General features: G+C 70.2%; 11 protein-coding genes and 2 pseudogenes. 8 read left to right on the forward strand and 5 right to left on the reverse strand.

What is annotated here, in order from left to right:
- Nucleotides 1–185 precede the first annotated feature (185 nt).
- Both IE271_RS32175 and IE271_RS32180 read left to right on the forward strand, forming a co-directional pair.
- Nucleotides 186–974 (forward strand): hypothetical protein, encoded by a 789-nt coding sequence (locus tag IE271_RS32175; protein WP_190194024.1) that lies wholly within the window; start codon nucleotides 186–188, stop codon nucleotides 972–974.
- 160 nt (nucleotides 975–1,134) lie between these two features.
- Nucleotides 1,135–1,731 carry a sigma-70 family RNA polymerase sigma factor gene (locus IE271_RS32180; RefSeq protein WP_190194025.1) on the forward strand — a complete coding sequence of 199 codons (597 nt, stop codon included), beginning with the start codon at nucleotides 1,135–1,137 and terminating at the stop codon, nucleotides 1,729–1,731.
- A 955-nt stretch (nucleotides 1,732–2,686) separates the two neighbouring features.
- On the opposite strand, the gene IE271_RS32190 is transcribed toward IE271_RS32180, so the two are convergent.
- Nucleotides 2,687–4,939 carry an MMPL family transporter gene (locus tag IE271_RS32190; protein WP_190194026.1) on the reverse strand — a complete coding sequence of 751 codons (2,253 nt, stop codon included), beginning with the start codon at nucleotides 4,937–4,939 and terminating at the stop codon, nucleotides 2,687–2,689.
- Between the two features lie 419 nt (nucleotides 4,940–5,358).
- On the opposite strand from IE271_RS32190, the gene IE271_RS32195 reads away from it, so the two are divergent.
- Complete coding sequence (locus IE271_RS32195; RefSeq protein WP_190194027.1) at nucleotides 5,359–6,573, forward strand: sensor histidine kinase; 1,215 nt, start codon at nucleotides 5,359–5,361, stop codon at nucleotides 6,571–6,573.
- A gap of 21 nt (nucleotides 6,574–6,594) precedes the next feature.
- On the opposite strand, the gene IE271_RS32200 is transcribed toward IE271_RS32195, so the two are convergent.
- Both IE271_RS32200 and IE271_RS32205 read right to left on the reverse strand, forming a co-directional pair.
- Complete coding sequence (locus IE271_RS32200; RefSeq protein WP_190194028.1) at nucleotides 6,595–7,272, reverse strand: response regulator; 678 nt, start codon at nucleotides 7,270–7,272, stop codon at nucleotides 6,595–6,597.
- 124 nt (nucleotides 7,273–7,396) lie between these two features.
- A complete protein-coding gene (locus tag IE271_RS32205) occupies nucleotides 7,397–7,951 on the reverse strand; it encodes a transposase (RefSeq protein WP_190194029.1) in 555 nt (184 codons plus the stop codon).
- Between IE271_RS32205 and IE271_RS32210 the strand changes: the two genes are divergently transcribed.
- From IE271_RS32210 to IE271_RS42480, 4 genes and pseudogenes are all read left to right on the forward strand, one after another.
- Nucleotides 7,944–8,081, forward strand: a complete 138-nt coding sequence (locus IE271_RS32210; protein ID WP_229919689.1) for a hypothetical protein — start codon at nucleotides 7,944–7,946, stop codon at nucleotides 8,079–8,081. The genes IE271_RS32205 and IE271_RS32210 overlap by 8 nt on opposite strands.
- Before the next feature lie 149 nt (nucleotides 8,082–8,230).
- Complete coding sequence (locus IE271_RS32215) at nucleotides 8,231–8,587, forward strand: transposase family protein (RefSeq protein ID WP_190194030.1); 357 nt, start codon at nucleotides 8,231–8,233, stop codon at nucleotides 8,585–8,587.
- Nucleotides 8,524–9,816: an ISL3 family transposase gene (locus IE271_RS32220; protein ID WP_190194031.1), complete on the forward strand. Its 1,293-nt coding sequence runs from the start codon at nucleotides 8,524–8,526 to the stop codon at nucleotides 9,814–9,816. The genes IE271_RS32215 and IE271_RS32220 overlap by 64 nt, the downstream gene beginning before the upstream one ends.
- Nucleotides 9,817–10,011: pseudogene (locus tag IE271_RS42480) on the forward strand (IS5/IS1182 family transposase); the annotation flags it as partial.
- On the opposite strand, the gene IE271_RS32225 reads toward IE271_RS42480, so the two are convergent.
- The gene (locus IE271_RS32225) at nucleotides 10,008–11,153 is read right to left on the reverse strand and encodes an FAD-dependent oxidoreductase (protein WP_190194032.1); all 1,146 of its coding nucleotides are present in this window, start codon (nucleotides 11,151–11,153) and stop codon (nucleotides 10,008–10,010) included. The pseudogene IE271_RS42480 and the gene IE271_RS32225 overlap by 4 nt on opposite strands.
- A gap of 243 nt (nucleotides 11,154–11,396) precedes the next feature.
- On the opposite strand from IE271_RS32225, the gene IE271_RS32230 reads away from it, so the two are divergent.
- On the forward strand, nucleotides 11,397–11,990 hold the full coding sequence (locus IE271_RS32230) for a TetR/AcrR family transcriptional regulator (RefSeq protein ID WP_190194033.1): 594 nt from the start codon (nucleotides 11,397–11,399) through the stop codon (nucleotides 11,988–11,990).
- Nucleotides 11,991–12,102: 112 nt separating this feature from the next.
- Here IE271_RS32230 and IE271_RS32235 read toward each other — a convergent pair.
- Nucleotides 12,103–12,222 (reverse strand): annotated as a pseudogene (locus tag IE271_RS32235) (IS5/IS1182 family transposase); the annotation flags it as partial.

Raw genomic sequence — 12,222 nt, forward strand, 5'->3', positions numbered from 1 at the left:
CGAGCAGCGGACTCGCCACGCACACCGCGGCCGCCGTGCCGACCGTCGAGGCCGCGCCGTGCCCGAGCCGGGCCAAGACGGGCCCGAGCGAGCAGCACGCTTGTCGTACGCCCCGGACGGTGGGCAGTGGGCCGAGGCCGCCCCGCGTGCCTGGCCCCGTCCGCCGGATGCCAGGATTGAGATTCATGTCTGCCGGCGGAACGCTGCGTGTCCTGCGGGCCGCGATGTTCGCGGCCGTCTGTGTCGTGCTCGCCGCCGCCAGTCACATGCTCATGTCCGGTGCGGGAGTGCCCTGGTGGGTGCTTTCGGCCGGCGCCGCCGTGGTCGGTGTCGTCGGCTGGGCCCTCGGTGGCCAGGAGCGCCGGCGCCGCACGGTGGTCGGTCTGACCGTCGCCGTACAGACGGCTCTCCACGTCGCTTTCACGCTCGCGCAGTCCGGCGGGCAACGGCCGTCCGCGTCGACGGCCTCCAGCACGCAGAGCGTTCAGGAGTGGGCCAGGTACCTGCTCTGCGGTACGGACCCGACCCCGGCGGAGGCGGCCCGAGCGTACGACATCGCGGTGCAGGCCGGTCTGCTGCAGCGCATGCACCATGTACCCGGGCACGACGCCGGCGCCATGACCTCCTCTGGTCATGACATGACCGCCATGACTGACATGCCATGGATGGCAGGCATGCGCGACATGGTCCATATGACGGGTACTGCCTCGTGGGGCATGCTCGCCGCCCACCTGCTGGCCGCCCTCCTGTGCGGACTGTGGCTGGCCCAGGGAGAACGCGCGGTCTTCGCGCTGGTGCGGGCCGGCGCAGACCGCGTGTTCGTACCGCTACGGCTCGTACTCGCCGTCTTCGTACCGCTGCCACGTCCGCCCGCCTTCCGGCCCGCCCCGCGGGCCCGGCGGCGTCTGCGGCAGCTCCTGCTCGTCCACGCCCTCACCACCCGGGGGCCTCCCGGAGAGATCGCTGTCCTCTGACAGCCGGAACACCGCTGCCGCCTCCGCGCGGCGGCGGTCTCCCGTGCGCGCGTCCGCGCGGACGGATCTCCCCACCCGTACGGCGGCCGACGACCTTTCGGAACCGCTCTCCTCGATTCGGTGCCGCCGTGCGGGTTCTTCGAGGAAGGACCACGGGACGATGAGCACTGCCCTGCCCACCGTGACCGACGAGACGGTCACCGATTGGGCGCTCGCCGCCGCCGACGGCGACAGCGAAGCGGTCGACCGCTTCGTCCGCGCACTCCAACGGGACGTGCGCCGCTACGTGGCGTACCTCGCGGACGACGCGCAGGCCGCCGACGACCTCGCCCAGGACACGTTCCTGCGGGCGCTGACCGCACTGCACCGGTTCGAGGGCCATTCCTCGGCTCGCGTCTGGCTGCTGTCGATCGCCCGCCGGGTGGTCGCCGACAGCCTGCGCCTCGCGGCCCGCCGCCCGCGGACGGTCGGCACCACCGACTGGGAGGACGCCGCCGAGCGTGCCCAGCCGACCGGCCTGCCGGGCTTCGAGGAGGGCGTCGCCCTCATGCAGTTGGTCGACTCCCTGCCGCGCGACCGGCGTGAGGCGTTCGTGCTCACGCAGCTGTACGGACTGCCGTACGCGGAGGCCGCGGAAGTGGCCCGGTGTCCGGTGGGCACCGTGCGCTCCCGCATATCCCGGGCCCGGCTGAACCTGGTCGCGATGATGGCCGACGGGCACGACACCACCTGCCGGACCGAGGCCGCCGTGGCCTGAAAGCAGTAGGCCGCCGTTTCGGCCGGGGCCGGGCCGCCGGGCCCGGTCACCCGCCGGAACGGCAGCACGGTTCCGTGCCCACGTGCGCTCCCCAGTGCCTGTCCACTGGAAGCGCACGCGGGCGCGGACGACGCCCCGGTAGTGACCCGTTCACCTCGGCGCGCGTGCGGGGAACTCCCACAGGCCCTGCCCCGACTCCTGTGCTGCACCCGCCGAACAGGTCGGTGATCTACTGGTGTGAAGAGGCGGACCAGCACGCCGGAAAGCCGGATACCATCAGACCCGCAGGTCAGGCCGCTGGCCCAGCTCGCGAGACCGGAATCCGATACCGCCGCCGGAACCGACCCGCCCTCGTCGTCACGCAGACGGCCGAGGAGCACCGCGGCCGCTCTTGCCCTGCTGGTCCCGGCCGGCCACGCCACTGCCGCGCCCGTGCGCGAGCCCGGCCCCGGCGCGACCGCTCCCGTGCGCGAAGTGCTGGCCACGCTGCCGGTGCGGGAGGAGAAGCGGGCCGCCATGAAGGTAAGGAGCCCCTTCAGCGGTGCCGCTCCAGGGTGAGTACGGCGGGGGTGATCGACGTCATGCGGTTCGGGCTGCGGCGGGTGTGACGGGAGATTCGCCGGGACTTGGGGCGGGCGACGCCGCTGGGCATCGCGGGAGCCGGAGCACGAAGGGTGCCTGTCCGGCATCTGCCGGGCAGGCACCACGGCCGACGCCCCTGGGCGGGCGCCGCGCCTCGACGCCCGGCACGAAACCGAACTGGGCCGCAACGCCCTCTGAGAGGCCGAGGACGGCGGCGATGGCGAGGAAGGTGCCTTTACGCATGGGGCCTCCGTGCGATGTGTGCGGCGCCTAGGGGCGGCGGCGGACCAACCACGAGGCTCCTGCGGCGGCCGGGGCGGGAGCGGGGAATGAGGGAGGGGTCCCGCACCTGGCCGGTGCGGGACCCGGGGAATCAGCGGTGGTCGCTGTACTGGGTGGGGGAGGTCGGCGCGGCTGCCTGGGGCGGCAGCGTCGGGGCGGTCTGGCCGAGCTTCTCGCCTTCGATGTCGACGTGGGGCAGGAAGCGGTCGATCCAGCGGGGCAGCGTCCACGCCCTCTTCCCGAGCAGCGCGAGGACCGCCGGGACGAGGGTCATGCGGACCACGAAGGCGTCGAAGGCGACGGCGATGGCGAGGCCGAAGCCGAGGGCCTTGATCATGGCGTCGTGGGTGCCGATGAACCCGGCGAACACGCTGATCATGATGAGGGCGGCGACGGTGACCACGCGCGCGCTGTGCTGGAAGCCCTCGACGATGGCGGTGCGGGGGTCGGCGCCGTGGACGTAGGCCTCGCGCATGCGGGTGACGAGGAAGACCTGGTAGTCCATCGCGAGCCCGAAGACGATGCCGACGGTGAGGATGGGCATCAGGCTCATGATCGGGCCGGTCTGCTCCAGGCCGAAGAGGTCCTTCAGCCAGCCCCACTGGAAGACGGCCACCAAGGCGCCGAACGAGGCGAGCACCGACAGGATGAAGCCGAGCGCCGCCTTGAGGGGCACCAGGATGGAGCGGAAGACCAGGATCAGGACCAGGAAGGCCAGTCCGAGGACGAGCAGCAGGTACGGCGCGAGCGCGGCGTCGAACTTGTCCGAGACGTCGATGTTCGAGGCCGTCTGGCCGGTGACCAGGCTCTGCGCGCCGGTTTTCTGCTCCACGCGGTCGGCCAGCTGCCGGATGTCGGTCACCAGGGTCTTGGTGGCGCTGCTGGTGGGGGCGCTCTTGGGGATGACGTTGATGATGGCGGTGTCGCCGGCCGGGTTGAACGCGGCGGGTGCCACCGCCGCGACGTCCGCCAGGGCGCCCAGGGACGACTGCATCTGCTCGGCGCCGTCCTTGGCGGTGGCCGCCTCGTCGTCGGTGACGGCGATGGTCAGCGGGCCGTTGAAGCCCGCTCCGAAGGACTCGGCCAGCATGTCGTAGGCCTTGCGCTGCGTGGACGAGGTGGCCTGGGAGCCGTCGTCGGGCAGGCCGAGTTCCAGCTGGGTGGCGGGCAGGGCGACGACGCCGAGCGCGACCACCGAGATGACCGCTGCCTTGAGCGGCTTGCGCAGTACGGCCTCGACCCAGCGGCGGCCCAGGGGCGCCTTGCCCGTGGCGGTACCGCCGTGCTGGGCGTTGTCCGCACCGGCCGCGCAGGAGGCTGTGCGGCGGCCTGCCCGGCCGAGGACCCGCTCGGGGGCGAATCCGAGCAGCGCGGGAACCACGGTGATGGCGACCAGGACCGCGATGATCACGGCTCCTGCGGCGGCCAGGCCCATGGAGGTCAGGATCGGCATGTCGACCACGGCGAGGCCGGCCAGCGCGATGACGACGGTGATGCCGGCGAAGACGACGGCCGAGCCGGCGGTGCCGTTGGCGCGCGCTGCCGCCTCCCGCGCCCCGTGGCCCGCGGCGCGTTCGGAGCGGTACCGGGAGACGATGAACAGGGCGTAGTCGATGCCGACCGCGATGCCCAGCATGGTGGCCAGCGCGGACGTGTTGCCGTTCAGGTCGAAGGCCGCCGTCAGGGCGGTGATGGCGGCCAGGGTGATGGCGACGCCGAGCACGGCGGTCACCAGCGGTATGCCGGCGGCGGCGAGCGAGCCGAAGGTGACGACCAGGATGACGGCGGCCAGCGCGAACCCGATGACCTCGGCGGCATGGCTCGTCTCCGTCGGGGCCAGGGCGCTGCCCGACGCCTCCACCGTCAGGCCCGTCCCGCGGCCGTCTTCCAGGGCCGCCTCGAACCGGTCGTGGTCGGCATCGGTGAGGTCGGTGGCCTTGGCCTGGTAGGTGACCTGGGCGTAGGCGGTGGTGCCGTCGGCGCTCACGGTCCGGTCGGTGAACGGATCACTGACGAAGGCGACCCGGCTCGAGGAGTCCTTCAGGTCCCCCAGCACGCCGGCGACGTCCTCGCGCGCGGACGCTGCGGTGATCTTCTCCCCGTCCGGTGCGCGCAGCACCACCCGGGCACTGGCGCCGTCGGCGTTGGCGGCGGGGAACTTCTCCGACAGCAGGTCGAACGCCTTCTGGGACTCGGTCCGGGGCACGCTGACTTCGCTGTCGGCGGTGCCGCTGCTGCTGCTGGCGGCGGCACCGACCACGCCGAGGGCGACAGCCCACAGGAGGAGGACCAGCCAGCGCCGCCCGAAGGCGAAGCGGCCGACCCTGTGCAGGAAAGTGGCCATGGGGTATGCAGACTCCGATACAGAGGAGGGACGCCGGACATGTGATGAGCGCGGGGTCCTGCAGAGCAGCTCAGCCTCCCCAGGACCCCGCAGCGCGCACCGGCCTCGTCCCCACGGGCAAGTGACACGCGCCCGGCCGCGCACGTTCCCACACGGCCGGAGACCTCTCGTCCTGTGCGTGCCTCGCTGCACGCACACCGTGGGCGTCAGGTCGAGCAACCGGGTCGGAGAGGCCCAACCCCCTCGTCCTCACTGACGGAGAGGCACGGCACCCGGTACGGGGGTAGTCCCGGCTGCCGCTCATCCATGATCAGGCGCCACCTTCACGACAGGCGTCGGCCATTCGGCCTCGGATGTGCGAGCGCTGTCGGCCATTCGGCCGACAGCGACAGGCGGGCGCTCGTCCTTAGGCTGACCCCGTGGATTGGGAAATTCCATTTACTCCGGCTGTCAAGCGCCTCGTCGCGGGCGCTGTCGTGCTCGTCTTCGCCCTGAACTGGCTCGCCGACCTCGGTCTGCTCGGCGCAAGCCCCGATCCCTGGCGCCCGGTGACCAACTGGGTACCGGCTCTAATTACCGGCCCCGCCCTGGTGGTCGGGCTGGCCACCACGCAACGGGGTCCGTCGCTGCTCGTCCGCGTACCGGTGATGATCACGCTGTCGATGACCGTCACCGTGTGGTGCTTGATCACTCCGCAGCAGCACGCCTCGATCGGTGCCCTGGAATGCGCAGCCTTGCTGCTCACGATGATCCGCGTGATCGGCCAGGTCCCGCGCACCGCCACAGCGGCCCTGTGCGCGACGGGCCTGGGGCTGGCGGCCCTGCTGACCACCCTGCGGCCCCGCACCGCCGATGCCCTCGTGGTGGGGAGCTACGTCCTCACCGTGACCGCCACCGTGTGCGTGGCCCTCGGCTGCGTCATCCGGACCGTCGAGCTGCGTCGCCGGCGCGCCATCCAGGACGTCCGCCAGGCCGAGCGCCTGGCACTGGCCCGGGACCTGCACGACCTCATCGCCCACCACATGACCGGGATCATCGTCCAGGCCAACGCGGCCGCGACCATCCACGCCACCGCGCCCGAGAAGGTCGAACCCATCCTGCGGGCCATCGCCCGCTCCGGTACCGAGACCCTGGACTCCATGCGCCGGCTCGTGCGCGTGCTGCGCGAGGACAACCACACCGCACTGCGCCCTGGTGACCTGCTGAGCGAACTCGCCCGGCTCGTCACCACCTACTGCGCCACCGCCGTCGCCGGCGCACCCGAAGAGCAGGCACGGCTGGAGGCCACCGTCGCCGCCCGCACCGCCTCACTCAGTCCCGAACTGGAGATCTCCGTCTACCGGGTCGTGCAGGAAGCCCTCACCAACGCCCGCCGGCACGCCCCCCGGGCCCAGGTGACCGTCCGCCTGGACGCCGACGACACATGGCTGCACGTCACGGTCATCAACACCGCCTCGCCCGGCCATCACTCCACGCCCGCGGGCGGGAAGAGCGGGTTCGGCCTGATCGGCCTGCAGGAGCGGGTCGAGGCCCTGGACGGGACCTTCACCGCCGGCCCTGTCACCCACGGAGGCTGGCAGCTCAGGGCCGCCCTGCCCCTTCCGCTCCGGACACCGGACACTGCACCGCTGTGACCACCCGTCGGCGAGACCCGTTCAGGGACGGGGCCGGACCACTCCGTGCTCCCACGCCCACGCCGCCACCTCGACACGATTACGAGCGCCGAGCTTGGCCTGGATCCGCCCCAGATACGTCTTGACCGACGACAGGGACAGGAACAGGTCACCGCAGATCTCCTGGTTGGTACGCCCCACCGCGACCAACCGCACGATCTCCAGTTCCCGCTCACTCAACGCGAAAGAAGCGGCGCGCTCGGTGACCGCATCCTGGCGCGTCACGTGATCCATCTGCTTCAGCAGCCGCACGGTCACCGCCGGCGACACCAGCGCGTCCCCGCGGGCCGCCGCACGGACCGCTTCCACCAGCAGGGCGGGCGAGGCGTCCTTCAGCAGGAAACCACAGGCACCGTTGCGCAGCGCGTCGCGCACGTAGTCGTCCTGATCGAACGTCGTGATGACCACCACGTTAAACGGGTCACGCGCATCCGGCCCCGCCAACTGGCGGGTCACCTCCAGTCCGTCCAGATGAGGCATACGGATGTCGGCCAGCACCACCTGTGGCCCCAAACGGCGTGCCAGAGCGATGCACTCGACGCCGTCGGCTGCCTCGCCCACCACGGTGATGTCCGGCTGCGCGTCCAGGATCAGGCGGAATCCGGCCCGCACCAGCTCCTGGTCGTCCGCGACCACCACGTCAATCTGCGCATCGACCACACGCCGTTCCTATCACGACTCGAAGAAGCGTCTTCACGAGCGGGCGGTCCCGATCCACGGGCCGACCCGTTGCTCGCACGGAGCGCTCCCGGCGGCTGCCTACTCGGACGCTGGCCAGCAACTGCTAAGCGGCTTGGGTGAAGTTCTCTGCTGATGTGCGGATCCGGTTGCGTCGGCGGGTCAGGGCCTCGTCGACGGCCTGGCCGATGTCGTCGGTGCTGGTCTGGGTGCGTTGTGGGTAGTCCTCGTACTTCGCCTGCCGTCGGACCAGCTCGATGTCGTTCGACTCCGGACTGCAGGACGGCAGGTAGAACAGCTCCACTCCGATCTTCGCGAGCTGTCGACGGCGGCCCCTGAACGCCTTGGCCACGTGTGCGGAGGCGTTGTCCAGGACGACGGTGCACGGACGCCCGCGGCACCAGAGCGGGATGGAATCGACCCCGACGCCGTCGGCGGCCAGGTCCAGCACGCCCGCGCCACCGCTCAGGCCCGCCAGGCGGACGCAGACGAAGTCCAGCAGCACGGCGGCGTCGATCCTGCCGTCGGTGCGCTGCCAGAGCAGGTCCGGCTCCATGCCGACGATCTGCGCGCCAAGGACGTCGACCCGACGACTACGGGTGTCCTCCTTCGGCACCACGGCTCGCTGCCCGATTCGTGACCAGGTGTAACCGGTGGGCATGGTGAAGCGGATGCATACCACCTGGAGCTTGCCGCCGCAGTTCGGCACGGTGACGTTGCTGCTGGCTCAAGAACACCCGGCGGGCCCGATCGTCGGCCTGGCCCAGCGATCCCGCCGGTGGAATGGCTGATGCAGATGGGTGTAGCTCCTGGCTCATACAAGATTTTCGTGGGCGTTGATCGTCCGCGTTCCTGAGGGGTGACACCGGGCGGGTTCGGCGGGACGCTGGGGCTGTGTGACGAGACGTTGTTACTGCTGCTGCCTCATCTGGTAGCAGTTGTGGCTGAGTCGGTCGATGCGATCGATGGCGTGCTGGTCATCACTGCGCACACGCGGGACGGCCCGGTGGCCTGCCCGGGGTGCGGGATGGTGGCGGGCTGGGAACACAGCCGGTACGTGCGGCATGTCGCGGACGAGGCCGTTGGCGGGCGGCCGGTGCGCATCGACCTATCGGTGCGTCGCCTGTACTGCGAAAACCCCCAGTGTGTGAAGGTCACGTTCGTCGAGCAGGTCGACGGGCTGACCAGGCGCCATCAGCGCCGCACCCCGGCTTGCAGGCAATCGTCATCGCCGTGGTCACGGTCCTGGCCGGCACGGCTGGTGCCCGGCTCTTGCGCTGTCTGCATCAGCAGCTGAGCTGGGCGGCCCTGCTCGGCTCCTTGATGAGACTGCCAGACCCGACGCCACCACCGGTGAAGGTGGCTGCCGTGGACGACTTCGCCCCGCGCCGGTCCCACCGATACGGCACGCTCCTGGTCGACGTGGAGAGCCGGCTGCCGCTGGACGCCTGGGACAGCCGCGAGGGCGAACCGGTGACCGGCTGGCTGCGTGCGCACCCGCAGGTGAGTACCGTCTGCCGGGACGGCTCCGCGGTCCACCGCGGCGCCATCACCGCCGCCTCCCCAGCGATTGTGCAGGTCAGCGACCGCTTCCATCTGTGGCAGGGGCTTGGCCGCAAGGTCTACGAAGTCGTCGCGGCCCACCGCCGCTGCCTGCCCGACCCCGCAGCGCACACCACCGCGCCGCGTCACCTCGGCGGCCGCACAGCCGCCCGGGTCCGCCGCAACCACACCGAGGTGCACCGGCTTCTGGCGCAGGGCATGGCACTGCGCGCCATCGCCCGCCACCTGGACCTGGACCTGGACCGCAATGTGATCCGCCGTCTGGCCCGCACGGACACCTGGCAGCAGGCGGCCCCCGTCTGGCCTCAACGCGTCGGCATCCTCACGCCCTACCAGGGACATCTCCACCGCCGGTGGAGCGAAGGCGAGCACAACGTCGCCGCATTGTTCCGCGAGCTCGCCGCGCGGGGTTTCGGCGGCAGCGAGGCAACCGTCCGCCTTTACGTGACCAGACACCGCGACGCCCTCGATACGGGCCTGCCTCCGCCAGCTCCGGCCCGCAGCGCCTTCGAGGTCTCCCGGCTGCTGATGCGCCGCCCCGACCACCTGACCGAGGACCAGCGCGTGTTCGTCAAGGATCTCCTCCAACGTTGTCCGGAGCTGCACACCGTCCACCAGCTCATCCGGGCCTTCGCGACCGTCTTCGACACACAGCACCCCGCGCGGCTCGACGACTGGATCCGCCGGACCCGCATCTGCGGCATTCCCCAACTACGCAGCTTCGCCGCCGGGCTGCTCGACGACCTCGACGCGGTCACCGCGGCCGTGACCCTGCCCTACAGCTCGGGCGTCGCCGAGGGCAGGATCACGGACCTGAAAATGATCAAAAGGCAGATGGCAGGCCGCGCTGGCATCCGCCTCCTACGCAAGCGCGTCCTGCTCGTCGCACACTCCCGACGCACACCACCCCAGGACATCACCGAAGACTTGTGGACGATCAACGCCCACGAAAATCTTGTATGAGCCAGGAGCTACACCCAACACGGTTCGGGCCTCGGGGTCTACCGCTGGGTCGTGGAGGGTGCGATCGCGCTCCTGCACTGGTTCCGGCGCCTGCGCATTCGCTGTGAGATCCGCGACGACATCCACCGAGCCTTCGTTACCTTGGGCTGCGCCGTCATCTGCTGGCGCCGGCTGAAGACCCCGTTCCACTTCTAAGGCTGGGCGTCGTTGTCGCGGCCGAAGTCGGGTACTCCGGCGGACAGCAGGTGTTCGGTGCCATGTTCGAGGGCCTTGGCCGTCTCGGTGGAGCGGGGGAGCATGGTCTTCTCGTAGGCGCGGATGGCGTCGTCCACAGTGGCCGCGTTCGCGAGGGCGAGGGCGAGTTCGCTGGCGTCGAGCATGGCGAGGTTGACGCCGACGCCGAGCGGGGGCATGAGGTGGGCGGCGTCGCCGAGCAGGGTCACTGTCGGGTTGTGGTCCCAGGTGTGCGGGACAGGGAGGGCGAGGATCGGGCGGTGGATGTAGGGGCCGTCGTTTTCAGTGATCATCTGGCGCATGCGGGGCGACCAGTGGGCGTACTCGTCGCGTAGCACGGCGCGGATGCCATGGGTGTCCTCGGCGGTCAGCCCATTGGCGCTGATCCAGTCGACCGGAACGCGTTGGATGATGTAGACGCGGATGTGGTTTCCGCTGTTGCGCTGGGCGAACAGGCTGCGTTCGCCATCAGCTGCGTGCGCGCTGCCCGAACCGACCAGCTCGGCAATCTCGGTGTGTCGGTCGTCGACGTCGGAGAACCGTGCTTCCAGGAAGCTGATCCCGGTGTACTCGGGGACGGCGGGGGACACGGCCGGGCGTACCCGGGAGAAGGCGCCGTCGGCGCCGATGACCAGATCGGTCTCGATGCTCGTACCGTCGGCGAAGTGCAATTGCCGCGGCCCATCGGCGGGTCCGCTGATCGTGTCGAGGGAGCGGCCCCAGTGCACAGTTCCCGTCTCCAGGGAGTCGAGCAACAAGTTGCGCAACTGGCCGCGGTCGATTTCCGGCTTGAAGAGTTCGTCGGCCGCCGGGACTTGGTGGAACGTGATCGCGCCGGTCGGGTCCATCTGGCGCATTTCCTGCCCTTCGGGACGGGCGAGGGCGAAGAACTCGTCGAGCAGGCCGGCTTCGCGCAGGGCGACCTGGCCGTTGTCAGCGTGCAGGTCGAGGGTGCCGCCCTGGTTGCGGGAGTCGGGGCCCGGGTCGCGGTCGTAGACGGTGACCGGGATGCCGCGCTGCTGGAGGATGCGTGCGCAGGTCAGTCCGCCGGGTCCGGCGCCGATGATGCTGATGCTGGCGTTGGCGGGTTCTGGGGACTTCATGGTTGTTCCATTCGGTCGGCGAAGAGGGGTCATCGGGCGAACAGAGCGGGCGGCGGCACTCAGAGGTCGCCTCGGTCATGGAGGTGCCCCGCGCATCCTCTTGACGGGCGGTGCGGTGCAGGCGATGGCCGTGCTGGCAAGGACGTGCCGCTCAGGTGCTCACAACCTCATAAAATCAGAACGAGCCTAAAAGTGCAACGATTCTACTTGGAGGTGTGTTTGACTATCGGATAGGCTCTAGCCATGACCGTGCCCCCCGTCAGTCGCCGAGACCGCAAAAAGGCAGCCACCCGGCAGGCAATCGCCGACGCCGCACTGCAGCTCTTTCTGGAGCATGGCTACGATCAAGTAGGCATCCGTGACATCGCCGACGCCGCCGACGTGTCGACCGCTACGGTGTTCAAGCACTTCAGCGGTAAGGAAGCGCTGGTATTCGACCAGGACCAGGACCGTGAGTCAGAACTGATCGCCGCGGTGCGGGAGCGACCCTGCGGTCAGAGCATCCTCGACGCCCTCCGACAGCACGTCCTCGACACCTGGCCCTCAATCGAGGCGCATCCTCAGGCGGCCGCGTTCACCAACCTGGTGGAGTCCACGCCGGTGCTGCGCGCGTACGCCGAACGCATGTGGACCCGGTACACCGACAGCCTCGGCGCAGCCATCGCCGACGAGGTCGGCGTGGACCACGACGACCTCGCCTGTATGGCTCTTGCTCGATTCGTACTCGACATCCCGGCCCTCGCTCGTGGTCGGCAAGACCGTCGAGCCGCCGTCGAGGCAATCTTCGACATCCTCACACGCGGCTGGGAACCGCCCAGTAAGCCGCCTGTCCCGTAGCCCCCACCATGCGTTTCGGCCGCAGCCGCCCTCAGCCCGGCAACGAGAACTGACATCCCCTCATTGCCGAGCAGGAAGCACCTCGTTCTGTTCCCAGTCCTAAGAGGTCATCTCAATTGGTGAGTCGGCGATAGTAGATGAGGGTGCAGGCGATGCTGGTGAAGGCCAGGAAGTGTTCCGCCTTGCGTTCGTAGCGGCGGTGCAGGCGGCGGCAGCCGGCGAGCCGGGCCAT

It is taken from the genome of Streptomyces minutiscleroticus, assembly GCF_014650875.1.
In the GTDB taxonomy this organism is placed as follows: domain Bacteria; phylum Actinomycetota; class Actinomycetes; order Streptomycetales; family Streptomycetaceae; genus Streptomyces; species Streptomyces minutiscleroticus.